Origin of the sequence: Curtobacterium sp. MCPF17_002 (assembly GCF_003234115.2) — a bacterium.
In the GTDB taxonomy this organism is placed as follows: Bacteria; Actinomycetota; Actinomycetes; order Actinomycetales; family Microbacteriaceae; genus Curtobacterium.
On record NZ_CP126251.1, the window covers coordinates 3,055,697 to 3,080,356 of the forward strand.

The 24,660-nt window shown below is 70.2% G+C and carries 25 protein-coding genes and 1 tRNA gene; 11 read left to right on the forward strand and 15 right to left on the reverse strand.

The window, feature by feature from the left end; all coding sequences use genetic code 11:
- The first annotated feature begins 124 nt into the window (after positions 1-124).
- The gene (locus tag DEJ28_RS14265) at positions 125-1,117 is read left to right on the forward strand and encodes an IS481 family transposase (RefSeq protein WP_284180737.1); all 993 of its coding nucleotides are present in this window, start codon (positions 125-127) and stop codon (positions 1,115-1,117) included.
- On the opposite strand, the gene DEJ28_RS14270 is transcribed toward DEJ28_RS14265, so the two are convergent.
- The 3 genes from DEJ28_RS14270 to DEJ28_RS14280 are packed head-to-tail and all read right to left on the reverse strand — an operon-like array spanning position 1,114 to position 3,164.
- Positions 1,114-1,872: an SCO1664 family protein gene (locus tag DEJ28_RS14270; protein WP_111117447.1), complete on the reverse strand. Its 759-nt coding sequence runs from the start codon at positions 1,870-1,872 to the stop codon at positions 1,114-1,116. The two genes, DEJ28_RS14265 and DEJ28_RS14270, sit on opposite strands and share 4 nt — an antisense overlap.
- A 7-nt stretch (positions 1,873-1,879) precedes the next feature.
- Positions 1,880-2,407: a DUF3090 domain-containing protein gene (locus DEJ28_RS14275; protein WP_111117446.1), complete on the reverse strand. Its 528-nt coding sequence runs from the start codon at positions 2,405-2,407 to the stop codon at positions 1,880-1,882.
- 34 nt (positions 2,408-2,441) lie between these two features.
- A complete protein-coding gene (locus DEJ28_RS14280) occupies positions 2,442-3,164 on the reverse strand; it encodes a histidine phosphatase family protein (protein ID WP_111117445.1) in 723 nt (240 codons plus the stop codon).
- A gap of 57 nt (positions 3,165-3,221) precedes the next feature.
- Between DEJ28_RS14280 and DEJ28_RS14285 the strand changes: the two genes are divergently transcribed.
- The 3 genes from DEJ28_RS14285 (at position 3,222) to DEJ28_RS14295 (ending at position 5,967) form a co-directional block, all read left to right on the forward strand.
- Positions 3,222-4,448, forward strand: a complete 1,227-nt coding sequence (locus DEJ28_RS14285; protein ID WP_111117444.1) for an MFS transporter — start codon at positions 3,222-3,224, stop codon at positions 4,446-4,448.
- 454 nt (positions 4,449-4,902) lie between these two features.
- The gene (locus DEJ28_RS14290; protein WP_111117443.1) at positions 4,903-5,481 is read left to right on the forward strand and encodes a hypothetical protein; all 579 of its coding nucleotides are present in this window, start codon (positions 4,903-4,905) and stop codon (positions 5,479-5,481) included.
- A gap of 114 nt (positions 5,482-5,595) precedes the next feature.
- A complete protein-coding gene (locus DEJ28_RS14295) occupies positions 5,596-5,967 on the forward strand; it encodes a hypothetical protein (protein WP_111117442.1) in 372 nt (123 codons plus the stop codon).
- A gap of 158 nt (positions 5,968-6,125) precedes the next feature.
- Here the strand turns inward: DEJ28_RS14295 and DEJ28_RS14300 are convergent, their stop codons facing one another.
- On the reverse strand, positions 6,126-7,040 hold the full coding sequence (locus DEJ28_RS14300) for an alpha/beta hydrolase (protein ID WP_502866957.1): 915 nt from the start codon (positions 7,038-7,040) through the stop codon (positions 6,126-6,128).
- Positions 7,041-7,098: 58 nt separating this feature from the next.
- The gene (locus tag DEJ28_RS14305; protein ID WP_111117440.1) at positions 7,099-8,592 is read right to left on the reverse strand and encodes an MFS transporter; all 1,494 of its coding nucleotides are present in this window, start codon (positions 8,590-8,592) and stop codon (positions 7,099-7,101) included.
- A 310-nt stretch (positions 8,593-8,902) separates the two neighbouring features.
- Here DEJ28_RS14305 and DEJ28_RS14310 point away from each other — a divergent pair, with 310 nt between their 5' ends.
- Positions 8,903-9,331 (forward strand): BLUF domain-containing protein, encoded by a 429-nt coding sequence (locus DEJ28_RS14310; RefSeq protein WP_111117439.1) that lies wholly within the window; start codon positions 8,903-8,905, stop codon positions 9,329-9,331.
- 51 nt (positions 9,332-9,382) lie between these two features.
- On the opposite strand, the gene DEJ28_RS14315 is transcribed toward DEJ28_RS14310, so the two are convergent.
- The 3 genes from DEJ28_RS14315 to DEJ28_RS14325 all read right to left on the reverse strand — a co-directional run bounded on the left by DEJ28_RS14315 (position 9,383) and on the right by DEJ28_RS14325 (position 12,070).
- On the reverse strand, positions 9,383-9,808 hold the full coding sequence (locus DEJ28_RS14315) for a luciferase domain-containing protein (protein ID WP_258368290.1): 426 nt from the start codon (positions 9,806-9,808) through the stop codon (positions 9,383-9,385).
- 34 nt (positions 9,809-9,842) lie between these two features.
- Complete coding sequence (locus DEJ28_RS14320) at positions 9,843-10,454, reverse strand: ScbR family autoregulator-binding transcription factor (RefSeq protein ID WP_181433880.1); 612 nt, start codon at positions 10,452-10,454, stop codon at positions 9,843-9,845.
- 65 nt (positions 10,455-10,519) lie between these two features.
- Complete coding sequence (locus tag DEJ28_RS14325) at positions 10,520-12,070, reverse strand: alpha-L-fucosidase (protein WP_111117437.1); 1,551 nt, start codon at positions 12,068-12,070, stop codon at positions 10,520-10,522.
- A gap of 118 nt (positions 12,071-12,188) precedes the next feature.
- Here DEJ28_RS14325 and DEJ28_RS14330 point away from each other — a divergent pair, with 118 nt between their 5' ends.
- Genes DEJ28_RS14330 through DEJ28_RS14340 form a run of 3 tightly spaced genes read left to right on the forward strand, consistent with a single transcriptional unit; the run spans position 12,189 to position 14,658 of the window.
- Positions 12,189-13,184, forward strand: a complete 996-nt coding sequence (locus DEJ28_RS14330; RefSeq protein WP_258368288.1) for an aldo/keto reductase — start codon at positions 12,189-12,191, stop codon at positions 13,182-13,184.
- Positions 13,181-14,230, forward strand: a complete 1,050-nt coding sequence (locus DEJ28_RS14335; protein ID WP_111117435.1) for a LacI family DNA-binding transcriptional regulator — start codon at positions 13,181-13,183, stop codon at positions 14,228-14,230. The genes DEJ28_RS14330 and DEJ28_RS14335 overlap by 4 nt, the downstream gene beginning before the upstream one ends.
- Positions 14,230-14,658 (forward strand): RbsD/FucU domain-containing protein, encoded by a 429-nt coding sequence (locus DEJ28_RS14340; protein WP_111117434.1) that lies wholly within the window; start codon positions 14,230-14,232, stop codon positions 14,656-14,658. Before DEJ28_RS14335 ends, DEJ28_RS14340 begins: the two co-directional genes overlap by 1 nt.
- An 88-nt stretch (positions 14,659-14,746) precedes the next feature.
- On the opposite strand, the gene DEJ28_RS14345 is transcribed toward DEJ28_RS14340, so the two are convergent.
- From DEJ28_RS14345 to DEJ28_RS14355, 3 genes are read right to left on the reverse strand one after another with little or no spacing between them, the layout of a single operon-like run.
- The gene (locus tag DEJ28_RS14345; RefSeq protein ID WP_111117433.1) at positions 14,747-16,120 is read right to left on the reverse strand and encodes an ABC transporter substrate-binding protein; all 1,374 of its coding nucleotides are present in this window, start codon (positions 16,118-16,120) and stop codon (positions 14,747-14,749) included.
- A 27-nt stretch (positions 16,121-16,147) separates the two neighbouring features.
- Positions 16,148-17,089, reverse strand: a complete 942-nt coding sequence (locus tag DEJ28_RS14350; RefSeq protein ID WP_111117432.1) for a carbohydrate ABC transporter permease — start codon at positions 17,087-17,089, stop codon at positions 16,148-16,150.
- 15 nt (positions 17,090-17,104) lie between these two features.
- Complete coding sequence (locus DEJ28_RS14355; protein WP_111117431.1) at positions 17,105-18,076, reverse strand: carbohydrate ABC transporter permease; 972 nt, start codon at positions 18,074-18,076, stop codon at positions 17,105-17,107.
- Between the two features lie 201 nt (positions 18,077-18,277).
- Between DEJ28_RS14355 and DEJ28_RS14360 the strand changes: the two genes are divergently transcribed.
- Positions 18,278-19,510 carry a Gfo/Idh/MocA family protein gene (locus DEJ28_RS14360; protein ID WP_502866931.1) on the forward strand — a complete coding sequence of 411 codons (1,233 nt, stop codon included), beginning with the start codon at positions 18,278-18,280 and terminating at the stop codon, positions 19,508-19,510.
- A 76-nt stretch (positions 19,511-19,586) separates the two neighbouring features.
- Positions 19,587-20,600: a LacI family DNA-binding transcriptional regulator gene (locus DEJ28_RS14365; RefSeq protein ID WP_349774932.1), complete on the forward strand. Its 1,014-nt coding sequence runs from the start codon at positions 19,587-19,589 to the stop codon at positions 20,598-20,600.
- Between the two features lie 66 nt (positions 20,601-20,666).
- Here the strand turns inward: DEJ28_RS14365 and DEJ28_RS14370 are convergent, their stop codons facing one another.
- A complete protein-coding gene (locus DEJ28_RS14370; RefSeq protein WP_111117429.1) occupies positions 20,667-21,128 on the reverse strand; it encodes a winged helix-turn-helix transcriptional regulator in 462 nt (153 codons plus the stop codon).
- Between the two features lie 85 nt (positions 21,129-21,213).
- Here DEJ28_RS14370 and DEJ28_RS14375 point away from each other — a divergent pair, with 85 nt between their 5' ends.
- Entirely contained in the window at positions 21,214-21,912 is a 699-nt protein-coding gene (locus DEJ28_RS14375) for an SDR family oxidoreductase (RefSeq protein WP_111117428.1), read from the forward strand.
- A 298-nt stretch (positions 21,913-22,210) separates the two neighbouring features.
- On the opposite strand, the gene DEJ28_RS14380 is transcribed toward DEJ28_RS14375, so the two are convergent.
- The 3 genes from DEJ28_RS14380 to serS form a co-directional block, all read right to left on the reverse strand.
- Positions 22,211-22,295: transfer RNA gene (locus tag DEJ28_RS14380), tRNA-Ser, on the reverse strand.
- Between the two features lie 146 nt (positions 22,296-22,441).
- The gene (locus DEJ28_RS14385) at positions 22,442-23,305 is read right to left on the reverse strand and encodes an HAD family hydrolase (RefSeq protein WP_111117427.1); all 864 of its coding nucleotides are present in this window, start codon (positions 23,303-23,305) and stop codon (positions 22,442-22,444) included.
- Positions 23,302-24,564, reverse strand: a complete 1,263-nt coding sequence (serS, locus tag DEJ28_RS14390; RefSeq protein WP_111117426.1) for a serine--tRNA ligase — start codon at positions 24,562-24,564, stop codon at positions 23,302-23,304. Before serS ends, DEJ28_RS14385 begins: the two co-directional genes overlap by 4 nt.
- Positions 24,565-24,660: the final 96 nt, after the last annotated feature.

Consider the following 24,660-nt stretch of genomic DNA (forward strand, 5'->3'; position numbering starts at 1 on the left):
TAGATGTACTGCCCAGGGACGTTGGTTGATCTGCGGGGACTCGCGGTTGTCATAGCAGCGTGAGAAGGACCTCCTGCGGTGGAGTGGAGCTGCTTAGTTCACGCACTCTCCGCAGGAGGTCCTCATGTCCCACGCTAACGCTGCGCTGACACCGCGCGCGCGTCTCCGGCTCGCGCGCCTCATCGTCGAGGATGGCTGGCCCATCCGACACGCAGCCGTGTTCTTCCACGTGTCCTGGCCGACGGCGAAGCGGTGGGCCGATCGGTACGCGGCAATGGGCGAGGCCGGCATGCAGGACCGGTCCTCTCGACCACACCGATCGCCGAACCGCACCCAACAAGCGCTCGTGAAACAGATCGTCGGACTCCGCTGGCGCAAACGGCTGGGGCCTGTCGCTATCGGCGGACGCCTGGGCATGCCGGCGTCCACGGTGCATGCCGTGCTGACACGGTGCCGGGTCAACCGGCTGCACCACATCGACGTCCGGACCGGGGAGCAGGTGCGCCGATACGAGCACGAGTATCCCGGCTCGATGATCCACGTCGACGTGAAGAAGCTCGGCAACATCCCTGACGGCGGCGGATGGCGCTTCGTCGGCCGAGCCCAGGGCGGGAAGAACCGAGCAGCGACTCCAGGGACAGGCCGCAGCAAGTACCGCGGAGTCCTCGTCGGAACTGCGTTCGTGCACACCGTCATCGACGACCACTCCCGCGTCGCCTACGCCGAGATCCACGAAGACGAGAAAGCGGTCACCGCGATCGGGGTGCTCCGCCGCGCGGTGTCGTGGTTCGCAGCTCGCGGCGTCCGAGTCGAACGCGTTCTCTCCGACAACGGGTCGGCTTACAAATCCCACGCCTGGCGTGATGCTTGCACCGAGCTCGGGATCACTCCGAAAAAGACCCGCCCATACCGGCCACAAACGAACGGCAAGATCGAGCGATTCCACCGCACACTCGCCGACGGATGGGCATTCTCACGCCACTACCCGACCGAAGCTGCACGCAGGAACGCGCTCCCGGGATGGCTGCATCACTACAATCACCACCGGCCCCACACCGCCATCGGGAACCGGTCACCCATCACACGATTGACCAACGTCCCTGGGCAGTACAGCTAGAAGAGCGGCCAGGGAACGGCCGGGCCGTGTCCTGGCGGCGGCGGGAAGACGCCGACCGCGCGCAGCGCGGCGCACCGCGCTCGGAGCGTGTCCACCTCGGCCACCGTCAGGTGCTCGTCGAGGGCTGCGCCGAGTTCGCCGTGGAGCGCCTCGGACACCCGGTCGATGCCCTCGAGTTCGTCCGCGTCGAGCGGTTCCCCGATCCACCCCCACAGCACCGTCCTGAGCTTGTGTTCGACGTGGAAGGCGAGTCCGTGGTCGACGCCGAAGCGGTGACCGTCCGGCATCGCGAGGACGTGTCCGCCCTTCCGGTCCGCGTTGTTCACGATGACGTCGAACACCGCCATCCGCCGCAACGCGCTCGTGTCCTCGTGCACGAGCGTCACCGGGCGGTCCTGTTCGTCGATCGCCTCGAGCACCGGCAGCCACGGGGCGTCCTCGGCGTCGGCGTCCTCCGTCGCGACGAGGTCGACCGCGTCCTGCCCGGGATCGACGTCCTGCCAGCGCTGCACCATGCCCCGACCGAAGGGTCCGTCGCCCATCCAGGTCGGGGGGACGACACCCCAGCCGAGGGCCTCCGAAACGAGGTACGCAGCGACCTCACGATCGGCGAGCGTGCCGTCCGGGAAGTCCCAGAGCGGTCGCTCCCCCTCGATCGGCTTGTACACGACGGACGCACCGTCGAGGTCGGCGAGGAACGTGGCGTTCGAGGCTTCCCGGATGCGTGCCCGGATGGACAGCGATCCGTCGGTCATGCGTTCGTCATTCGGCGCCGGGCGGACGGCCCGACGCGACGACTTCGCGTGTGCGCTCGACGAACGCGCGGGCGGTGCCGACGGGGATCTTCACCTGGAACAGCTCAGCCGGTTCGGGGATCTCGACCACGGCCTCGATCTCCTCGCCGTCGTCGCCCGTCTCCGCGATGATCTCGATCTCGTCGTCGATCGGGTACGCCTCGATGACGACCTGCGCGGTCGCCGGGTCGAAGCCGAGGCTCAGGGCGCCGGCGCGGAACTCGGGCTCGACGGGCTGGTCGAGGGGTGCGCCGTCGCGCAGCTCGGTCGGCGCGGAGGGCGGGACGCTGAAGCGGTTGTCCTCGACCGTGGCGACCTCGTCGAGGAGCTCGTCGATCTTGTCGGCGAGGACCGCCGACTGCTCCTTCTCGAGCGCGACGCTGGTCACCCGACGGCCGTCTCGGGCCTGGATGTAGAACGAGCGCTCGCCCGGGAGGCCGACCGTCCCGACGACGAGACGATCCGGCCAGTCGAAGCCGTGCACGATGGTGGGCATACCCCGCATTGTAGGAGTGCCCGGCGACACTCGTTCAGGCTCTGGCAGGACCTGTCTCGCCGGAGGGGTCGTCGTGACCGGCCCCACCACCGACCGCAGCGTCCGCCGTCGGCGCGGCTGCGGCCGCCAGCCAGGCGAGGTCGCCCGACTCGGTGTTCGACGCAACGACCTCGGGGCGGTGCTCGCCGTAGCGCACGATGGACACCGAGGCGGGTCCGACGGCGATGCGCTGGAACAGGTCGAGGTGCATGCCGAGGGCGTCGGCGAGGACGGACTTGATGACGTCGCCGTGGCTCACCGCGACCCAGACCGCCGTCGGTCCGTGCGCGGCCTCGACCTCGGCGTCGATGCGCCGGATCGCCGCGACCGCACGGGACTGCATGCCCTGCATGGACTCGCCGCCGGGGAACACCACGGCGCTCGGGTTCGCCTGCACCGTCCGCCAGAGCGGTTCCTTCGACAGGTCGGCGAGCTTCCGGCCCTGCCAGTCGCCGTAGTCGCACTCGGTGATGGCCCGTTCGACACGGGTCTCCGGGCTGGCCGTCTGCCGTTCGAGCACCGCTCGCGAGGTCTGCCGGCACCGTTCGAGCGGGCTCGACACCACGGCGGCGAGCGGCACGGCGGCGATCCGGTCGGCGGTGCGTGCCGCCTGCTGGCGCCCGACGGCGTCGAGGGCGACCCCGGCCGTCCGTCCGGCGAGCACGCCGGTCGCGTTCGCGGTGGTGCGTCCGTGCCGGACGAGGAGGACGGTCGCCATGGTGCCGATCCTAGGCGCACCCTTGACGTCGCTCCGTTGAAACGTTCTGATGGACCCATGATCGGGCGCCACCGCGCGGCACTCTTCGCCACGTCGACGATGACCGGGTTCGGGATCGCGTCGTGGATCACCCGCACACCCGCGGTCCGCGACGAGCTCGGGGCCTCGATCGAGGCGATGGGGTTCGTCCTGCTCGGCCTGTCGATCGGGTCGATGATCGGGATCCTCGGTGCCGGCGCGCTCGTCCGACGGCTCGGCACCCGTCCGCTCATCGTCCTCGGCGGCGCCCTCCCCGTCACCGGGATGCTCCTGGTCGCGCTGCTCGCCCCCGCGCAGGCGGCCGTCGGGGTCTGGGCCGGGCTCTTCCTCATCGGCTTCGGCTCGGGCGTCGCCGAGATCGGCCTCAACGTCGAGGCGGCGGCGGTCGAACGGCAGATCTCCCGGCCGGTGGTCCCGATGCTGCACGCCTGCTTCAGCCTCGGCACGGTGATCGGCGGGGCCGTCGGCATCGCCCTGACCGCCGTCGGCACCCCCGTGCTCCTCCACCTGCTCCTCGCCACGGTCGTGATGGCCGGACTCGCGACCTTCGCCGCGACGAACCTCCGACCGATCCCCCGGGAGGCGCCGACTGCGGCGGCGGCGGTCGCCGGCGACGACGTGGCCGCTGCAGCGCCCCGCCTGCGCGCCGTCCTCACCGCGCAGGTGCTCCTCATCGCCGTGATCACCCTGGCCATGGCCTTCGCCGAGGGGGCCGCGAGCGACTGGCTCCCCCTCCTCATGACGACCGACCACGACACCCCGGAGGTCACCGGCTCCCTCGTGTTCACCGGCTTCGCGCTGGCGATGTTCATCGGCCGGTCGGCCGGCACGCCCCTCGTGGCGCGGTTCGGCCGCGCGCCGGTCATCCGGGTGTGCGCCGCCGTCGGTGTCGTCGGGGTCCTGCTCGTCGTCGTGTCCCCGAGCCCGTGGCTGACCGCGGCCGCAGCGGGCGTCTGGGGCCTCGGGATCGCCCTCGGGTTCCCACTCGCGATCTCGGCCGCCGGCGACCACTCGACCGACGGCGACCGGCGCGTCTCCGTCGTGGCCACGGCTGGCTACATCGCGTTCCTCGCCGGGCCGCCCGCGCTCGGGTTCCTCGGCGAGCACCTCGGCCTGCAGACGGCGATGCTCGTGCCGGCGGCCCTGCTCGTGGTCGCGCTGTTGGCGGCGCCAGCGACGCGGAACCGAGTCGTCCCGGCGATTCCCGGTCGCCCCGTCCCCGCGCCGACCGGGTCGTCGGACTGATCCTGTCGCCTTCGGCCTCGCCACGGTGAGTGCTGGTCCAGCACCCCCCTGCGGCACCGCAGATCATGGGGTTTCGCTGTCGGGGCGAGTTCGATCACACTCGGTCAGCGGATCGCGCATCGACAGGTCGTCGCCGTACCACCGTCGCCCGTGACCTCGGCATCGACCGCACCACCTGTACCGGATGCTCGATCTTGCCGCACCGCACTCTCTCCCACCCCGGATCCTGACGAGCACATCGTGGCGACACCCGAAGCCGTGTAGCGTTTGGCGCCCCTTCACCGGGCATTATTGCGGGACAGGCATACGGGAAACCCCAGGTCAGCGGGCAGTAGGACGCCAACCTGCGGTCGAGGCAACGAAAGTCGTGTAGCGGTGAAGGACCGGCTTACGGGACCTCTCCTGGTCGAGCTCCTACGGGGCGGGGAGCATCGAGCGGGCGCATACTGGGCGAGTGGTCACTCTCCTCTCGCCGCTTCGCGACCGGCGAGCTTGGATCGTGTCAGCCGTCGTGGTCGTGCTGACCCTGGGGTCTTTGACGCTCATCGGCCCTCCTCGACTGCATGAGGGCTCTCGACTTGTCAGCGCAGTCCTGCTGAGCTTCGCACTCGGGTTCCTGAGCGCTGCGCTCGTCCTCTTCGTCCGTCACGCCGGTGGTCCGCAGCCGGGCACGGTTCTGATTGGCCTGGATCCGACACGGCGCAGAAACATCCGGAACGCTGTAGTCCGCAACTCGCCAGCGAGCCTGCCGGAAACCGATCGTCCGTACGGCATTGAGTTCGCTAGGGCGTACCGAAGCTGGCTGCCCACCAACATCGCTCCGTTCCTCGTTCTCATGGTCGGCGTCTTTCTTCAGGCCCTCAGCCAACTGCGAACCTGGGATGGCGGGTTCATCTCCGTCTGCCTCGTACTCGAGTTCGCGCTGGTGGGGTTCGCGATCTTTGTCCTGGTGCCTCTTCAGCTCCGTCGCCTTACCCGGGCTGACCGGTTCGCATCGGCTCCTGCGACCACGGGTTCCGATCATCGGGGCTGATTAGCGCGGCGCGAGGCGCGCTACGACCACCGCTCCGCGATGATGATCCGCACGTACCGGTGGACGATCGGCTACCGGATGCTCGCGCGGTGCCTGACGGCGTAAGTTCGGACCATGAACTATCGCGACCGCGGGCGCGCGGTCCGCCTGGACAGCAGCGATGCTCGAACCATAAGAGGAACCCTGCATCTGACCGCGGGCGCCCCCGAGTTCCACCCGGGGCTTGCGCAGGCGTTGGAACAGTTGCCTTCGTTGCGCAAGGTCGACTCGGGCAGCGGTTGGGCTCGCCTCGTGACCCGGAGCCACGGAGCTGTCGGCTCAGCCGTGGTGCGAATCGAGATAGAACGTCACCCGCAGGGAGACGTGCTGGAAGTCGTGATTACCCCCGCAGTGCGCTTCATCTTTGGCCCGAGCACCGCACAACTGCAAGCGCTCGGGAGCAAACTACTCGATGCGCTCGACGCGTCCTTCGAGAGCAGTCCGTAGAGGGATCCCTTACCGGGCAGAGCCAGCCGGGCCCGGTCGTGTTCAGGGGACCACCGCCTGCTGAGACGCTCCCATCGGCCTCATCGCTGAGTGATCGAGGTCGGACCCGGGAGCGCGGCCCTGGGACGGCGTAGCGTTCCGCCCGTTCCGGGCCGCGGTCAGACGGCGGAGTCGAGGAGCCGTCCGGTCCATTCCCGCAGGGCTTGCGTTGCCCGTTGCGACAAGACTGCTTCCGGCATCATGCTCGTCGACCCGTGGAATGCTCCCGGCCACACGTGCAGTTCCGCTTGGACGCCGGCGGCCCAGAGTGCGCTGGCGAAGGTGACGGTCTCGTCGCGGAACACCTCGGTGCTGCCGCAGTCGACGTACGCGGGCGGGAGCGCGGCGAGGTCGGTCGCGCGGCCGGGTGCGGCGTAGACGGAGACATCGTCGCCACCGCGTCGGTCGCCGAGGTAGGCGTCCCAGCCGAACCGGGTCATCTCACGGTCGGCGACGCCGACACCGTCGAACTGCTGTGCGGAGAGGGTGGCGTCACGGTCGTCCAGCATGGGGCTGACGAGTACCTGCCCGATGACGCCCGGGCCTTGGCGGTCGCGGGCCAGGAGTGCGGTGCCGGCGGCGAGTCCGGCGCCGGCGCTCTGGCCGACGATGAGGATGCGGTTCGGGTCGACGCCGAGTTCGTCGGCGTGCTCGGCGGTCCAGACGAGGCCGGCGTAGCAGTCCTCGACCGGGTACGGGTCGGGGTGTTCCGGAGCGAGGCGGTAGTCGGGGCTGACGAGGACGACGTCGTGCACGAGCAGCCACTCGTCGTAGGAGTCGAGGTTGCCGAGGTGGTGGCCGAACATCATTCCGCCGCCGTGGATCGCGTAGGCGCAGGCCGCTGGCCCCGTGCGCCCGATGCGCTGGATCACGGCGAGGGTGATCGGGTCGCCGAGGTGTCCGGGGACGGTGATGCTGCGTCTCTCCAGGCCGCGGGCGTGCAGTCCTTCGTCGAGCTGCACTTCGGTCATGTCGAGCTGTCGCATCGGCGGCAGCATCTCGGTGGTGAGGTGGAAGCGGCCGCGTTCGTCCATCGCGGTGAGGAAGGGGACGAACTCGGGGTCGAACGGTGGGCGGGGAAGCGTGGTGGTCTCAGGCACGGGCGGTCTCCTCGGCGTGGGTGGTCGATCGGGTCAGGGCGGTCGGGGCGGGCGGATCGGCGAGGGCCGAAGGCGCGTCGGAGGAGTCCGCGCCGCCGGCGCCCTCCGGTCGATCGGTGGTCCGTGCTCGGACCATCCCGACGACGACGAGCAGGGCGGCGATGGCGGCGAGCCCGAGCCCGGCCACGGTGACGGCGTCCTGGAACGCTTCGAGGCGGACGGCAGTCCAGGTGGTCGTGGTGATGCTCCCGGCGACGAAGGCGGCGACGATGGTTCCCGCCGCGGCGACGGCTGCACCTCCCGCGAGTTCGCTGGAGGTGTCGACGAGCGCGGCACCGACCGAGGTGCGATCCGCGGGCAGACCCGTGAGGACGGAGGCGCCCGCGACGACACCGACGATGCGCATCCCGGCGGCGACGAGCACGAGCGCGACGAGCACCCACACGTAGCCGTGGCGGCTCAGACCACCGAATACTGCGAGGCCCGAGACGACCGCGGCTGCACTGATCCAGGCAGCGCGGCCGAGGCCGACCCGCTGGACGAACGGCCCGACGAACCTGCCTCCGGCCAGGAGGACGACGACCTGCGGCAGCGTCCCGACGGCGGCAAGGGCCGGCGGCCAACCCCAGGCGAACTGCAGCTGCAGCGTCACGAGGTACGACAGCCCGGCGACGGCGAGACCCGACGCCGCCTTGAACGCGAGGCCGCTCGACACCAGGGGCCGAGCGAGCAGGTGCATGTCGATCAGCGGGTGCCGGGCCGTCCGTTCCCGGACGACGAAGCCTGCCGCGCACGCGGCGGTCAGGGCGAGGGTGATCCACCCCCACGGGGAAGCGCCCCCCGCCTGGACGAGGACGGTCGGCGTCACCAGCGCACCCGCCACGGTGGCGGTACCGAGCAGCGCACCGACGAGGTCGACCGGGTCGCGTCGGAGTCCTGCGCTCTCGTCACGGGCGACACCGAGCCGGATGCCGATGAGGGCGAGCAGCGCGATCGGCACGTCGGCCAGCAGCAGCACCTGCCACGGTGCGACGGCGAGCACGAACCCACCGACCGTCGGTCCGACGGCCAGGCCGACGAGCCCCGCGGTGGAGATGACGGTGAGTGCGCGCACGCGAAGACCCTCGTCGTCGAAGAGCCGGAACGCCAACGCCATCGACCCGGGCGTTGTCATCGCTGCGGCGACGCCCATCACGACCCGTACGGCGATGAGCTGTCCGGTCGTCGTGACCACTGCGGTCGAGAGGCTCGCCACCGCGAGCAGGACGAGCCCGGACAGCATCACCCGGCGGCGGCCGACGCGGTCGGCCACGGCGCCGAAGAGCAGCATGAGCCCGCCGAAGGCGACCGAGTAGGCGCCCGACACCCACTGCAGGCCCGTCGTCGACGACCCCAGGTCGCGGCCGATCGTCGGCAGGGCGACGTTGAGCACGGAGTTGTCGAGCATCTCGAACAGGAACACCGCCGACAACCCGGCGAGGGCCATCCAGGCGTCAGAGAGACGAGAGGGCGCGGCGCCGGCCGGCAAGCGACCGCGGGCGAGAGATGGGCTGGGCGACACGGGGCTGGGCGACACGGGGCGCACTCCTTCGAGAGAAGAAGTGGCGACTCGTTCGATGCCGCGTGCTGGTGCGTCGCTGGTAGCGGCGCCTTTTACCTCAGTGATCGAGACCATACACGGACGGCACACGGAAGCGCCAGCCGGACGGCGGACCACCCCGCAACGGGTTGCTCGTCGACGAGGCGGATTGCGGACATGATTGGCAAGACCAGGCCCCGCCCGCCAGGATGACACCGTGCTCGTCTCCATCGTCTACATGAGCCGCGCGGTCGTCCCCTTCGACGATGCCGCGCTGGCCGAGCTGCTCCGCGAGGCACGGCTCCGCAACGAGGCCCTCGGCGTCTCGGGCATCCTGCTGGCGAAGGACGGGCGGTTCATGCAGCTGCTCGAGGGCCCGGCGTTCAGCGTCGACGACCGGTTCTCGGTGATCACGAACGACCGACGCCACGGCGAGGTGAAGTCCCTCGTCCGCGAGGACATCGAGCGCCGCCGGTTCGACGGCTGGTCGATGGCCTACCGCTCGCTCGACGACACGGACCTCGCTGCCGAGGAGGGCTTCAGCCCGTTCCTCTCCGACACCGTCGAGTTCCCGGAGTCGTTCGACCGGACGAGCGCCGCCTGGCTCCTCAAGTGGTTCCGCGACCGCGAACTCCGCGACGTCTGAGCGCCAGCGTCTGAACGCCAGCGCCAGCGCCTGTGCCCCAGTCCCTGAGCGTCAGCCCCGCCCGAACGCGAGGCTCTCCGAGACGATCCCGAGCACCACGGCGAGTTCGTCCTCGTTCCGTGGCCCGTAGACCATGAACTCGGTCCCGAAGTCCGCGTAGCCGTGTGGTTCCGCCCACCCGAGGTCCATGAGCTCCTGCCCCCGCTCCGGCGGCAGGACGAGGTGCACGCTGGTGTCGTCCACGCCGTGCAGGTGCACGGGTTCGAGCCGACGGCCGGGTGCGAGGGACCGCTCGGGTGCGGACTCGACCTCGTGGTCGGTGCAGAACACGGCACGTGAACTCGCCGGCGAGACCTGGCTGTGCCCCTCGACCACGTCGGGCAGCGCGAACACGGCGGCGACGAGCCTCCCCCACATCTCCGGCGGTGCGAGCTGGTCGACCTGGCGGTGCGGCCCCTCCACGGACGTGGTCGGCACTGTTCCTGAGCGTGCTGGTGGTTCCCCCATGCGCTCAGTCTGTCGAACCGAACGCGTCGGCCGCCACCCCGAGCAGCCGCTCGCGGTGCCGCGGGTCCGCGGTCGCGGAGAGCACGACCCGCCACATGGTCGAGACCGCCGAGTACAGGTCCGCCCGTCCGGTCCGGACGTCGGACACCAGCTGCACCCCGGTGAAGTACGGCACGAGGGTCGCGCCGAGCTGCTCCGCGGACAGCTCGGTCCGGAGCTCACCGCTGGCGATCGCCAGCCGGAACACGTCGACGATCCCGGCGATCCACTGCTCGTAGAAGCTGACGGTGGCCGCCGCGAACTCACCGCGTTCGAGCGAGAGCCGGATGCCGGCCCGCACGATCGGATCGGTCCGCAGCAGGTCGGCGATGCTCTTCGACGCGGCGATGAGCGCTGCCGTCGGTGAGGTGTCGGTGTGGCTCACGACGTCGAAGGTGCGGGCGTTCTGCTCGTCGATGACGGCGAGCGCCATGGCGAGCTTCGTCGGGAAGTGGAAGTGCAGGGCGCCCTGCGAGACGCCCGCGGCACGGGCGATGCCCGCGACCGTCGCGGCGGCGAAGCCGGCGCGGTCGAACTCCTCGGCCGCGGCCACCAGGATCAGCTCACGTCGTTCCACGGTTCCAGTGTGTCGGACTGGAGGCGCGGGGCGGGCCCGCAACGCGCCTCCCGTGTCGAGCGGTGTCAGTTCAGGAGGCCTTCGTGGCGCTCCGGCGCCGCCTCCGGTCGGAGCCACAGCCGGACGACCGGCCCCGAGTCGGGGTTCGTCCCCGCAGGCACCGTGACCTCGAGCGCGTCGGCGGTCTGCGTCCACGTCGCCGCTCCTGCGACGCCGAGCACCTCGACACTGCGGATCGGCCGGGCGAGCAGGGTCGACGCGCTGCCGAACGACCGGATCCGCGCGGTGCCGTCGGCGGGCGACCCGAGCAGGATCGCGTAGACGTGGTCGCCGGTGACGTCGTGCCGCGTCGTGAACCGGACGTCCTCGGGCGTGTAGACGGGTGTGTCGCCGTCCACGAAGGACCCGGCCGGTACGTGCGTCGGGCCTTCGCCGGACACGATCCACGGACGGGTGCCGTAGATGGCCTCCCCGTTGGCCGTGAGCCAGCGTCCCACGCCCTCGAGGATGCGCTGCTCGGGCTCGGCGATGGTGCCGTCCGGCTTCGGGCCGACGTTGAGCAGGAGGACACCGTTCTTCGCCACGACGTCGGCGAGCTCCGCGATGACGTCCCGGACGCCCTTGTAGTCGTGCCCGTCGATCCAGCACCACGCGGTCTTGGACACCGAGGTGTCGTTCTGCCAGACGACCGGCGGGATCCCGCCCATCGCCCCACGCTCGATGTCGTAGACGGCAGACCCCTCGGCGAAGGCCTGCCACTTGTAGTTGATCACGACCTCGCGACCCCACTCGGCGGCACGGTTGTAGTAGTAGGCCGCGAGCGTGCGGAGTGCGGGCTCGAAGGCGGGCTGTTCGATCCACCAGTCGAACCACAGGACCTGCGGGCGGTAGCGGTCGATGACCTCGACCGTGCGGAGCAGCCAGTCCTCGAGGAAGCGTTCGTTCGGCGCTGTCTCCTGACGCTGCGCCGGGCCGTAGAAGTCGATGGTGGCGGGGTCGAGGACGTCCGAGTCGAACTTGGCTCCGCCGTTCATGAAGAACCAGTGCTCGGCCCGGTGCGACGAGGCGCCCCGGACCATCCAGGCGTCGTCGACCGCGGTCAGCAGGTCGCCGAGGACGTCTCGCTCGGGACCCATCGTCGCGGCGTTCCAGCGCGATCGTCGCGTGTCGTACATCGCGAAGCCGTCGTGGTGCTCGGCGACGGGCACGACGAACTGGGCTCCGGCGCGACGGAACAGGTTCGCCCACGCCGCGGGGTCGAAGTGCTCCATCGTGAACGACGGGATGAAGTCCTTGTACCCGAACTCGGACTGCGGACCGTACGTGGCGACGTGGTGCTCGAACTCGGGGGTGCCTTCGCGGTACATGTCCCGCGCGTACCACTCGTTGCGGAAGCCCGGGACGGAGTAGACGCCCCAGTGCAGGAAGATCCCGAACTTCGCGTCGTGGTACCACCGCGGCGGCGTGTACTTGCGGAGCGACTCCCACGTCGGGTCGAAGGGGCCGGCTGCGACGACGGCCGCGACCGCTGCGAGGGCGGCGGAGTTGTCGGTCACGTCGACCGGTTCGGGCAGCGTCGCCGGATCGATGCGCGGCAGGTCGTGCGGTGCGGTCATGGCTCCTCCTCGAGTCTGACGAAACGTTTCGCCCGTGACGGTGAGCATACGGTAGCCTGCCCTTCACCGACCAGGCGAAACGATCAGCTCCCCGGGGTCGAACACCAGGAGGCCCATCGTGGACGAAGCGATCCCCACCCGGCCGCTGCGGACCGGCAGCCGCATCCCCACGATCGGGCTCGGTACGTTCGGCTCCGACCGGTACAGTCCGGACGATGTCGCGGCGGCGGTCCGCGGCGGCCTCGAAGCGGGCTACCGTCTCGTCGACTGCGCGTCGGTCTACGGCAACGAGGCCGAGGTGGGTGCCGCGATCGCTGCGAGCGGCGTGCCTCGTGACGACCTGTTCGTCATGTCGAAGGTCTGGAACGACGCCCACGCTCCGTCCGACGCCGTCGCCTCGGTGCACCGGTCGCTCGAGGACCTCCGCGTTGAGCACCTCGACGCGGTCTTCGTGCACTGGCCGTTCCCCAATCACCACCCGCCGCACGCCTCGGTCGCGGACCGCGACCGGACGGCACGCCCGTACGACCACGCCGCGTACCTGGCGCTGTGGCGTGCGCTCGAAGGGCTCGTCGACGAGGGAATCGTGCGGCACCTCGGGACGTCGAACACCACGATCCCGAAACTGCAGCGCCTGCTCGACGACGCCCGGGTCCTGCCGTCGCTCAACGAGATGGAGCTGCACCCGACGTTCCAGCAGCCGGCGCTGTTCGACTACTGCCTGACGCACGCCATCCAGCCCGTCGGGTACTCCCCGCTCGGCTCGCCGTCCCGCCCGGACCGGGACCGCGAGGACGACGACCCCGTGGACGTCGACGACCCGGTGGTACGGCGGATCGCCCGGGCCCACGGCGTGCACCCCGTCGTGGTCTGCCTCAAGTGGGCGGTCGCGCGCGGGCAGATCCCGATCCCCTTCTCGGTGAAGCCGGAGCAGTACCGGGCGAACCTCGCGGGCGCCCTGACCGACCCGCTCAGCGACGACGAGCTCCGCGCGATGGCGGAGGTCGACCGGGGCAGCCGGCTCATCAAGGGGCAGGTCTTCCTCTGGCAGGACGCCGCGAGCTGGCACGACCTGTGGGACGAGGACGGCACGATCGCGGGCGGGCGCGGGTGAACGCCCGTCGTACGGCGACCTACAAGGACCTGCAGCGCGAGACCGGGCTGTCGCTCGCGACCATCTCGAAGTTCTACAACGGCGGGTCGGTCCGCGAGGAGAACGCCGAGGCCATCCGCACCGCCGCGGCCGCGCTCGGCTTCCGCGCGAACGGCTTCGCGCGGAGTCTGCGGTCCCGTCGGTCCGGCACGATCGGCGTCCTGCTCCCGGCGCTCGACAACGACTTCCACCTCACCGTCATCGCCGGCGTCGAGAGCGCACTCCGCCCGTACGGTCTGAGCGTCATCGTCTCGTCGAGTCCGGACGAGGGCGCTCGGGCCGTCGACCTGCTCCGCAGCCGCATGGTGGACGGCATCATCGCGGTGCCGTCCGACCACGACGTCGAACCGCTGGCCCGAGCCGCCGAGCAGCTGCCCGTCGTGCAGGTCGACTGGCGCGCCGGAGGGCTCCGCTCGGACGGTGTGTTCCTCGACAACCACGGGGCGGGCGCCTTGGCGGCGCAGCACCTGCTCGACCACGGCCACCGACGGGTCGCCGTGATCGGTGGGGACCCGTCGATCTCCACCATGCGCGAGCGCACCGATGGCTTCCGCGCGGTCCTCGAGCGTCACGGTGGCCACCTTCCGCTCGACGCCGTCCTCGAGGGACCGCTCACCGTCCGGAACGGGCAGACCGCGATGCAGCGGATCCTCGTGATGCCGGACCGGCCGACGGCGGTGTTCTGCGCCAACTACGAGCTGACCCTCGGCGCCGTGATCGCCCTCAACGAGTCCGGCCTCACGCTCGGCACGGACCTGTCGCTCCTCGGGTTCGACGGGCTGGAACTCGCGCAGGCCACCGTCCCGAAGCTCACGGTCATCGAACAGCCGACCCACGAACTCGCCGTCCACGCGGCCGAGCGGCTCCGCGGACGACTCGTCGCCGCGGACCGCACCGCCACCCAGCCCGGGACGGCCCTGGACCCTGACCCGGTCGACATCATCGTCGCTCCGCGCCTGGTCGCCGGCGGCTCCGTCGCCAGACTCCCGACCCCCTCGGAGGAATGATGCTGCGCTACACCCTCACCCATCAGCCGACCCTCAGCGCCCTCGCATCCCTCGGGCACGGCTCGAAGGTGCTCCTCGCCGACGGCAACTACCCGTTCGCCACCGCCAAGCACCCGTCGGCGCGCCTCGTGCACCTGAACTTCCGGCCGGGAGTGCTCGACGTCGACGAGGTCCTGACGACGCTCCTCGACGCGATCCCGGTCGAGTCGGCCACGGTGATGCGCGCGCCGGTCGGCACCACGGTCGCCGCGCACGAGGGGTACCGGCGGATCCTGGGCGAGGCCGTGCCGATCACGGACCTCGACCGCTTCGCCTTCTACGACGCGGTCCGCGCTCCGGCGACGGGGCTCGTCATCGCCACCGGCGACCAGCGGTCGCACGCCAACCTGCTGCTGGAGATCGGGTTCCAGCCGACCCCGGGCCGGTAGACCGCAGCACGCGCGTGACCGGCGGCCGACCGCCCGGGCTGCACTGCGCCTCCCGGACAGACGGGCCGGCGGGCCGAAGGGCGGACGCTCAGGTGAGCGCCAGCAGGGTGTTCACCTGCTCGTTCACCCCCGTGAGCGTGGCGATGGGTTTGCCGTTCGCGTAGACGTCGTCGAACGCGGGCTGCAGCAGCGCCTGCACGTCGGCGGGGTTCCGGGTGACCGGGAACAGGAACGTCGTCTTCTCCTCGACCTGTCGGGTGAACGCGGAGACGTCGAGGCCGCGCTCACGGAACGAGGCGACGGCCGCGTCGGTGCCCGCGGGACGCGCGGGGAACACGATGCCGGCCTTGCCGACGATCTGCTGAGCGGTGTCGCTGCCGAGGAACGCGACCCACTTCGCCGCGGCCTCGGGGTTCTTCGCCTGCTTCGTGATCGAGTCCCCGAGCCCGTTGAACATCGAGGCCCGGTGTCCGATCGGCCCGATCGGCGTCGGCGCGAGGGCGATGTCGAGGTCCTTCATGTTGAGGTACGAGCCGATCATCCACGAACCGTTGAACGACAGGGCGCACTTGCCCGCACCGAGCTGCACCTCCGGACCGGTCGTCGTCGAGAACACCCCGTACTTGGCCATGTAGCCCTTCTCGGCGAGGCCGTAGTACCAGGCGAGCGTGTCCTGCACGACCTTCTCGTCGTAGCGGAACTTGTCGCCCCAGGGGTTCTCGTTCGTGTAGAACCAGTCGATCGAGCCGGTGAAGGGCGACCACTGCGTCTGCCCGAAGCCGTCACCACCGGAGCCGTTCGACGAGATCCCGTACACGGCGACGTCGTGCTTGTCGAAGCCGGGCTCGTCGCCGCGACGTCCCTTCCCGTCGACGGTCAGGTGCGCGAGCATCCGTTCGAACGAGCCGCCGTCGTCGGGGTTCCACTCGAGGTCGGCGAGGTCGGCGGCGGACACCCCGGCCTTCGCCATCGCCTTCTTGTCGTAGAACATCGCGATCGTGTCCCAGTCCTTCGGCGACCCGTAGCGGTGGCCGTCCTTGCCCTTCCAGAGCTCGGCGAGCCCGGACTGGTAGTCGTCGTCGCGGATGCCCTTCGTGGCACCGAGTTCGTCGAGCTTGTAGAGGACGTCGAGGTCGGCGTACTGCGGGAACTTCGTGAGGTGGTCGGTGAAGACGTCCGGGGCGGTGCCGGCGATGAACCCAGCGGTGAGCTTCGTCCAGTAGTCGTTCCACCCGAGCTGGGTGATCTTGACGGTGATGTCCGGGTTCTCGCGGTGAAAGGCGTCGGCGACGGCCTGGTAGGCGGGCAGCTGGTTCGAGTCCCAGAGCCAGTAGCTCACGGTCGTGGCACCGCTCTTCGACGCGGCCCCACGGCTCGGCGACGAGCAGGCCGCGAGCGCACCGAGGGCGAGGGCCGAGGCGCCACCGGCGAAGAGCGCGCGGCGGGAGAGTTCGTTCGTCATGGTGTGTTGGTCCTGTCCGAGCCCGGGCTACTTGATCCCGGAGAAGCCGATGGAGTTGACGATCCGCTTGGCGAAGACGCCGAACAGCAGGATCATCGGGAGCGCCGCCACCAGGGTCGCGGCCATCAGGCCCGCCCAGTCGGTGCCGGACTGCGGGGTCTGCGACTTGAAGACGCCGAGTGCGACGGTCAGCACGCGCGAGCTGTCGGTGTACGACACCATGAGCGGCCAGAAGTAGTCGTTCCAGCTCGTGATGTAGGTCAGCACGGCGAGCGTGGCGATCGGGGCCGCCGCCATCGGGATGACGAGGCGGAAGAACACCCGGATCTTGCCGGCGCCGTCGATGAGTGCGGCTTCCTCGACCTCCTTCGAGATGCCGAGGAAGAACTGCCGGAGGAAGAACACCGCGAACGGCGTCATGAACATCGTCGGCAGGGCGATCCCGAGCAGGTTGTCGACGAGTCCGAGCTCCTTGATGAGCGCGAAGTTCGGCAGCAGCGTGAAGATCGCGGGGACCATGAGCCCGGCGAGGAACACCGCGAAGACCTTGTCGCGTCCGGGCCAGCGCAGCCGGGCGAACGCGTAGGCGGCTGCGGCGGAGAAGAACACCTGGCCGACGGTGACGAGGGTGGAGACGATGATCGAGTTGCCGAGGTACCGCCAGAAGTTCAGCGCAGCGCCGGAGCCGCCCTGCTCGAGGGCCTCCTTCGTGGACTGCAGCCCGAAGACCCGCTCGAAGCCGCCCAGGCTGAAGCCGACGGGCAGCAGCGAGGTCGGGTCGGAGTTGATCGCGCCGTTCGAGGACAGGGCGGTGCGGAGGATCCAGTAGAACGGGAACAGGGTGATGACGATGACGGCGATCATCGCGACCCAGGCGAGGACACGGCCGACCGAGGGGCGACGGCGGTGGCCGGCTCCCGGTCGCGGCTGACGCTTCGTGGTGACGGAGCGGGTGAGGGTGGTGGTCATGGTCGGACGCTCCGTTCAGTCCAGGTCCGACTCACCCGAGCGGGTGAGGCGGTACTGGATGATCGTGATGATGCTGAGGACGACGAGGAGCGCGACCGACACGGCGGACGCGTACCCGAACTGGAAGCGGCCGAAGGCCAGGTTGTAGATGTAGTTCTGCACGACGTTCGTGGCGTTCGCGGGGCCGCCCTGCGTGGTGACGGCGACGGTGTCGAACACCTGGAACGACCCGATCACGGTGATGATGAGCACCAGCGACAGGATCGGGCGGAGGAGCGGCACGGTGATCCGCCAGAACATCTTCCACTCGCTCGCGCCGTCGATGCGCCCGGCTTCGTACACGGTCTCGGGCAGGGACTGCAGGCCGGCGAAGATGAGCAGTGCGGTGTAGCCGACGTGGCGCCAGACGTTGATGAGCGCGATCGACGGGATGCCCCAGACGTCGCTCTGCAGGAACGGGATGCGGTCGAGCCCGAGGGCGGCGAGCATCTCGTTGCCGATGCCGAGCTGGGTGTCGAGGATCCACAGCCAGACGAGCGCCGCGACGACGTTCGACACCAGGTAGGGCGCGAGGACGATGCCGCGCACGAAGGTCGACTTCGTCAGGCGGTGCATCATCACGGCGATGAAGAGCGCGACGACCGTCTGGATGACGATGTTGATGAGGACGTACTCGACGGTCACGACCATCGAGTGCCAGAAGATCGAGTCCTGCACCAGCCGCACGTAGTTCTGCAGGCCGGTGAACTCGGGCGGGGTGAGCAGGTTGTACGAGGTGAAGCTGAGGTAGATCCCCCGCACGGTCGGCCACGCCAGGAACACCGCGAACCCGATCGCGGCCGGGGCGATGAAGGCGAGCGCGAGCCACAGGTCGTTCCTGGGCCGGCGACGTGGGGTGGTCGTCCGTGCACGGGCGAGGTCGGCGGGCCGACTCCTCCGTGGGCGGGCGGTCGTCAAGGGTGACGACACGGGGCTCTCGGTTGCCATCGCGACTCCTTCGTCTGCGGTGGACTGACGTGCGGCAGTCCGTGAGCCGGGAATCTACACGTGGGGACACCGCGCCGCAAGCGTCCCTTTTCTCCTGACCAACAGGGGTTGTCACGAGTAGACAAGCCGTGTGAGGATGGCGGTCGATCGCATCGGAGCGACCTGCCCGGCGACGCATCCCCCACCCTGGAAAGGTCACTGATGATCTCTGTCGGAATGGTCGGCGCGGGCCAGTTCGCCCCGCAGTTCGCGAAGTTGTTCAAGCTCCACCCCGACGTCGACCGGGTCTACGTCACCGACCTCGTCGACGACCGCGCCTCGGAACTCGTCGAGTCGCAGCACCTCGACGGCACGTTCCCCGACTTCGACGCCGTGCTCGCCTCGGACGTCGACGCCGTCGCGATCTTCACGCAGCGCTGGACGCACGGGCCCCTCGTCGTCAAGGCCCTCCGCGCCGGCAAGCACGTGTACTCCGCCGTGCCGATGGCGATCTCCGTCGAGGAGATCAGCGCCATCATCGACGCCGTCCGCGAGACCGGGCTCACCTACATGATGGGCGAGACGAGCTACTACAACCCGGCGACGGTCTTCGCCCGCAAGCAGGTCGCCGAGGGCGCCTTCGGCCGGGTCTTCTACGCCGAGGGCGACTACGTCCACGACATGGACCTCGGCTTCTACGCCGCGTACCAGTACAGCGGCGGCGACGACTGGAAGCGCACCGCCAGCTACCCGCCGATGCTCTACCCGACCCACTCGGTCGGTGGCGTCCTCGGCGCGATCCCCGGCCACGCCGTCAGCGTCAGCTGCCTCGGCGTCAAGGACGACCGCGGCGACGGCGTCTTCGACAAGGACGTCAGCCAGTTCGACAACGACTTCTCGAACGCCACCGCCCTGTTCGAGCTCGACAACGGCGGCGTCGTGCGGATCAACGAGATGCGCCGCGTCGGCTACCCGTCGCACATCCGCGAGTCCCGCTTCCGCTACTTCGGCACCGAGGCGAGCTTCGAACAGCTCGCCCGCGTCAGCGTCTGGCAGGACAAGGAGGACGTCCACGACATCAGCGACCAGATCAACACGCAGGCGACGATGTCCCTCGACGACCCGCGTCTGGCCGACGTTGACCCGTCGCTCCGTGACGCGTTCGTCTCCGGGTACGCCGAGGTCCACGACACCGACCGCCTGCCGGACGAGTACGCCGGTGTCCCGACCGGACACGAGGGCAGCCACCAGTTCCTGGCCGACGACTTCGTCCGCGCCGTCGTCGACCGGACGCTCCCCCCGGTGAACGCCTGGACCGCCGCGCGCTTCACCCTGCCCGGCATCATCGCCCACCAGTCGGCGCTGCAGGGCGGCGTCCGCCTCGAGGTGCCGGACTTCGGCGACGCGCCCGAGCCGGCCACGACGGCGTCCTCGTCTAGTATCGCCAGCGAATAGCAAGTGGCGTTCGGGTGTCGGTCCCTACCGGGCCGGCACCCGAACGCGGCTTCCGGACCCGACGAAGGTGGCTGACGTGAGCGTCCCGACGACCCCGAGGGCGGTCACCCGCGCCGACGTCGCCCGCTACGCGGGAGTCAGCACCTCGGTCGTCAGCTACGTCGTGCACGACGGCCCCCGACCGGTCGCAGCCGAGACGGCCGCCCGCGTCCGCGAGGCCATCCGCGTCCTCGGCTACCGCCCGAACGCCAGCGCGCAGGCCCTCCGCACCGGGACCTCGAAGATGCTCGGGCTCGTCGTCCCGGAGCTCGACAACCCGTTCTGGTCGGAGCTCGCCGTCGCGGTCACGCACGCCGCCGCCGCCAGGGGGTACGACGTCCTGCTCGCGAACAGCGACGGGGACGCCGTGCAGGAGCGCGAGCGACTCCGCAGCCTGTCCGCCCGGCAGGTCGACGGCATCATCGTGACGAGCATCATGACGCGGCCGGACCTGTCCACCGTGAGCGACCCCGGCATCCCGATGGTCCTCCTCAACACCTTCTTCGAGGTCCCCGACTACGCCAGCATCGGTGTCGACGCCCTCCGCGGCGCGTACGACGGCACGCGACACCTCGTCGAGCACGGGTACCGCTCGATCGGCCTCGTCATGGGCCACACCGGCTCGATGGAGCTCCGCGAGCAGGGCTGGATGCGGGCGCTCCGCGACGCCGGGCTGCCGGACGGGCCCATCGTCCGCACCGACTTCAACCGTCGTGGCGGCTACGAGGCGGGCCTCCGCATGTTCGCCGACGACAATCGCCCGCGAGCCCTCTTCGTCAGCTCGGACATGCAGGCCGTCGGTGTCCTCCGCGCCCTGTACGAGCTCGGGCTCTCCGCACCCGACGACGTCGCCATCGTCTCCTTCGACGGTGCGGCCGAGGCGGACTACACGAACCCGCAGCTCACGACCGTCCGGCAACCCATCGAGACGATGGCCGCGGCGGCCGTGGACCGCGTGCTCGGCCTGGACGCCGACAACCAGTGGCACCGCGACCTGGTACCGGCCGAGTTGGTGCTCGGCGGGAGTTGCGGGTGCCACGAAAGTCGGTGACGCACCCATCTGCGGGCCTGGAGGCGCGGTGCGGGCCCGCCCCGCGCCTCCAGGCCCGCCTCTTGGTCACGCGACCGACGCACGCTCCGTCACCGCGGTGAGCCGCTCCAGCGGCACGCGCTGGTGCGTGTCCCGCGTCAGCGCTGCCGCCTCGACCGGTTCGCCGGTCTCGGTGTCGACGAACCGGAGGTCCGACGTCAGCTCCGACGGGCGGTGGCGGTCGGCCCAGCCGCCGAGGGCGAGCAGCACCAGCGAGAGGTCGCGCCCGGCGGCCGTGAGGACGTACTCGTCGCGCGCACGACCACCCTCCGGCTTGTAGGACGTGCGCTCGAGCACGCCGCCCTCGACGAGGGAGACGAGGCGGGCCGTGAGGACCTCGCGCGGGACGCCGAGGCTCTGCTGGAACTGACTGAAGCGCGTGGATCCGGCGAGGGCGTCGCGGACGATCATGAGCGTCCACTTCTCGCCGAGGACGTCGAGGGACCGTGCGATGGGGCAGCGCTCGTCGCCGCCGAGGATGCCGAGCATGCATCCACCCTACTTGGGTTCGGAATGCGAACACAACGTGCTAAGTTCACTTTCCGTACTCAACTTCTCTCGACTGGAGCACCCCATGACCGACCTCACCAACGCGATCGTCCTCGTCACCGGAGCGAACGGCGGCCTCGGCGCCGAGTTCGTCCAGCAGGCCCTCGACCGTGGCGCCACCAAGGTCTACGCGACCGCACGCACCCCGCGCACCTGGGACGACGAGCGCATCGTGCCGCTCGTCCTCGACGTCACCAGCCAGGCGAGCGTCGACGCCGCAGCCCGGGCCGCAGCCGACACCACCATCGTCGTGAACAACGCCGGTGTCGGCGGGTCCTCCCCGCTGCTCGACACCTCGGTCGAGGACGTCGAGCGGATCTTCGCCACCAACGTGTTCGGTGCACTCCGGGTCGCCAAGGCCTTCGCCGGGTCGCTGCGTGGCGGCGCGCTCGTCGACGTGCACTCCGTGCTGAGCTGGATCGCCCTCGGCGCCGGCTACTCCGCGTCGAAGGCTGCGTTCTGGTCCCTGACGAACTCCCTCCGCCTCGAGCTCGCACCGCAGGGCACCCAGGTCGTCGGCGCACACCTCGGGTACACCGACACCGGGATGACCGCCGACCTCGACGTCGAGAAGGCCGACCCCGCCGTGATCGTCGCCGCGATCTGGGACGCCGTCGAGGCCGGCGAGCACGAGGTGCTGGCCGACCAGATCAGCCGCGACGTCCGCGCCGGGCTGAGCGCACCGCTGGTGGCGCTGTACCCGGGGCTCGCCGCGGCGGTCTGACCCCGATCGGACGGGTCAGCCGTGGGCCCCGCGGCCGGTGATGCCGCGGGTGCTCGCGGTGAGGCCGGGGACCGCGGAGCTCGGCGAACCGCTCGGGCCAAGTCGCCCGGTACGCCACGACCTCGACCACGTCGCCCTCCCGCGTGTTGATCGTTCTGGTGCAGAATCGCCGAGTCCTGCGGACCGGAACCGTCAGGACCGAAGAAGATCGTGCGGGCCTGCTCGGTGCCCGCTCAACCGCTGTGCCAGCTCAACCGCTGTGCCAGCTCAACCGCTGTGCCAGCTCAGACCTGCTCTGCGGAGGGTGTGGGATTCGAACCCACGAGACATCTCTGCCCACCTGTTTTCAAGACAGGCTCCATCGGCCACTCGGACAACCCTCCAGTGACGCGGCCACGTGGCGAGACGTGACCGCGTCCCGGGAAGTCTACCGGGCGTGCGAACGGTGCGAGGTTGCGTACTCGGTGCGAGCAACGAAGCCTCGCACCGTGTGCGGAACCTCGCACCACTCGAAGCAGACCCGTGCGCGTCAGCGCGGCAGGGAGTCGAGCGCCGCCGCCAGGCCGTCGTCGTCCACGCCGCCGGTGAGCTCGTTGCCCGCCTCGATCACGTCCTCCGGCGCCTGCCCCATCACGACGCCGCGGCCGGAGGTGGACGCCCACCGCAGCATGTCGATGTCGTTGCGGCCGTCACCCGCGGCGAAGACCCGGGAGCGCGGGATGTCGAGCCACTCGCGGACCCGTTCCATCGCGGTGGCCTTCGTCACACCCTCGGGAGCGATGTCGAGCCACGAGGTCCAGCCGACCGAGTACGAGACCTTGTGCAGCCCCATCTGCTCGACGATCTGCAGGAAGTCCTCGGTGTCGTGACCGGGCGAGATCACCACGACGCGGGTGGCCTCGACGCCGAGCAGCCGCTCGAAGGGGACGTGCTCGCCGGAGACCGTCATCGCGTCGTCGGGGAAGTTGCCGGAGAGCAGGAAGCGCCCGGTCTGGTCCTCGACGCCGAACGCGGCGTGCTCGAGCGCGCCGTGCACGGTCTGCAGGACCTCGGACGGGTCGAACTGCTCGACGTGCACCCGCTCGTAGGAACCGTCGGAGCGCCGGGCGAGGGTGAGGGCACCGTTCGCGCAGACGAGGTACTTCGGCCGGATCCCGAGGGTCTCGATGAGCGGCACGGTCATGCCCTCGCTGCGCCCGGTGGAGAGCATCACCTCGTGTCCGGCGGCCTCGGCGTCGCGGAGCGCCGCGACCACGGTCTCGGTGACGACGCCGTCCTCGCGCATGGTCGTGCCGTCGATGTCGAGCGCGACGAGCCAGCGCTTCGTGCGCGCTGGTGCGTCCGGCGCACCCGCACCGGCCGCGCCGTCGACGAACCGCCCCTGCGTGCTCATCGGGGCTCGATCACCTCGACACCGCCGAGGTACGGACGGAGGACCTCCGGCACGACGACCGAGCCGTCGGCCTGCTGGTGGGTCTCGAGGATCGCGACGATCCAGCGGGTGGTCGCGAGGGTGCCGTTGAGCGTCGCGACCGGAGCCGTCTTCCCGCTCTCGGTGCGGTAGCGGATGTCGAGACGGCGGGCCTGGAACGTGGTGCAGTTCGACGTCGAGGTGAGCTCGCGGAACGTGCCCTGCGTCGGGACCCATGCCTCGATGTCGAACTTCCGTGCGGCGCTCGTGCCGAGGTCTCCGCCGGCGACGTCGATCACGCGGTAGTGCAGCCCGAGGTCCTGCAGCATCTGCTCCTGGTGGCCGACGAGCTTCTCGTGCTCGGCCTCGGCTTGGTCCGGGTGCACGTACGCGAACATCTCGAGCTTGTTGAACTGGTGCACGCGGAGGATCCCGCGGTTGTCCTTGCCCGCCGACCCGGCCTCGCGCCGGTAGCAGGTCGACCAGCCGGCGTAGCGGTGGGCGCCGCTCTCGATGTCGAGGATCTCGTCGGCGTGGAAGCCGGCGAGTGCGACCTCGCTCGTGCCGGTCAGGTAGAGGTCGTCGGCCTCGAGCCGGTAGACCTCGGCCGCGTGCTCACCGAGGAACCCGGTGCCCGCCATGGTCTCGGGGCGCACGAGCGTCGGGGTGATGAGCGGCTCGAAGCCGGCGGCGATCGCGCGGTCGAGGCCGAGCGACATGAGCGCGATCTCGAGCCGGGCGCCGAGGCCGCGGAGGAAGTAGAACCGCGAGCCGGAGACCTTCACGCCGCGCGGGATGTCGATGATGCCGAGGTGCTCGCCGAGGTCGGCGTGGTCCTTCGGCTCGAAGTCGAACTCGGGCTTCGTGCCCACGGTGCGGAGCGTGACGAAGTCGTCCTCGCCGCCCTTCGGCACGTCGGGCAGGACGACGTTCGGGATCGCACGGACGACGGTGTTGAAGGTGTCCTCGGCGGCGGTGACCTCGGCCTGCGCCTCCTTCACCTTCGCGGAGAGCGCCTGCGCCTGCTGCACGAGCGCGGCCTTCTCGTCCTTCGGGGCCTTCGCGACGGTCTTGCCGAAGGCGTTCTGCTCCGAGCGGAGCGACTCGAACGAGGTGATCGCGCTGCGCCGCGTCGCGTCCGCGACGACCGCGTCGTCGACGACGGCGACGGAGGCGCCGCGCGCCTCCTGCGAGGCCTTGATGAGGTCCGGGTTGTCGCGCAGCAGCTGGGGATCGATCACCGCTCCATCTTAAAGGGGACAGGTTGCGAGGCGGACGGGAGGCGCGGGGCGGCGCCGACCCGCGCCTCCAGGCCGATTCCCGGTCACGCCCGACAT

What these genes read in the sequence shown, in the direction of transcription:
- DEJ28_RS14265 (WP_284180737.1), top strand. Translation starts at nt 125, where the DNA reads ATGTCCCACGCTAACGCTGCGCTGACACCGCGCGCGCGTCTCCGGCTC.
- DEJ28_RS14280 (WP_111117445.1), bottom strand. Translation starts at nt 3,164, where the DNA reads ATGGCGACCGTCCTCCTCGTCCGGCACGGACGCACCACCGCGAACGCG.
- DEJ28_RS14285 (WP_111117444.1), top strand. Translation starts at nt 3,222, where the DNA reads ATGATCGGGCGCCACCGCGCGGCACTCTTCGCCACGTCGACGATGACC.
- DEJ28_RS14375 (WP_111117428.1), top strand. Translation starts at nt 21,214, where the DNA reads ATGACCGACCTCACCAACGCGATCGTCCTCGTCACCGGAGCGAACGGC.
- DEJ28_RS14350 (WP_111117432.1), bottom strand. Translation starts at nt 17,089, where the DNA reads ATGACCACCACCCTCACCCGCTCCGTCACCACGAAGCGTCAGCCGCGA.
- DEJ28_RS14295 (WP_111117442.1), top strand. Translation starts at nt 5,596, where the DNA reads ATGAACTATCGCGACCGCGGGCGCGCGGTCCGCCTGGACAGCAGCGAT.
- DEJ28_RS14275 (WP_111117446.1), bottom strand. Translation starts at nt 2,407, where the DNA reads ATGCCCACCATCGTGCACGGCTTCGACTGGCCGGATCGTCTCGTCGTC.
- DEJ28_RS14325 (WP_111117437.1), bottom strand. Translation starts at nt 12,070, where the DNA reads ATGACCGCACCGCACGACCTGCCGCGCATCGATCCGGCGACGCTGCCC.
- DEJ28_RS14345 (WP_111117433.1), bottom strand. Translation starts at nt 16,120, where the DNA reads ATGACGAACGAACTCTCCCGCCGCGCGCTCTTCGCCGGTGGCGCCTCG.
- DEJ28_RS14360 (WP_502866931.1), top strand. Translation starts at nt 18,278, where the DNA reads ATGATCTCTGTCGGAATGGTCGGCGCGGGCCAGTTCGCCCCGCAGTTC.
- DEJ28_RS14355 (WP_111117431.1), bottom strand. Translation starts at nt 18,076, where the DNA reads ATGGCAACCGAGAGCCCCGTGTCGTCACCCTTGACGACCGCCCGCCCA.
- DEJ28_RS14385 (WP_111117427.1), bottom strand. Translation starts at nt 23,305, where the DNA reads ATGAGCACGCAGGGGCGGTTCGTCGACGGCGCGGCCGGTGCGGGTGCG.
- DEJ28_RS14300 (WP_502866957.1), bottom strand. Translation starts at nt 7,040, where the DNA reads ATGGACGAACGCGGCCGCTTCCACCTCACCACCGAGATGCTGCCGCCG.
- DEJ28_RS14305 (WP_111117440.1), bottom strand. Translation starts at nt 8,592, where the DNA reads ATGGCCCTCGCCGGGTTGTCGGCGGTGTTCCTGTTCGAGATGCTCGAC.
- DEJ28_RS14340 (WP_111117434.1), top strand. Translation starts at nt 14,230, where the DNA reads ATGCTGCGCTACACCCTCACCCATCAGCCGACCCTCAGCGCCCTCGCA.
- DEJ28_RS14270 (WP_111117447.1), bottom strand. Translation starts at nt 1,872, where the DNA reads ATGACCGACGGATCGCTGTCCATCCGGGCACGCATCCGGGAAGCCTCG.
- DEJ28_RS14370 (WP_111117429.1), bottom strand. Translation starts at nt 21,128, where the DNA reads ATGCTCGGCATCCTCGGCGGCGACGAGCGCTGCCCCATCGCACGGTCC.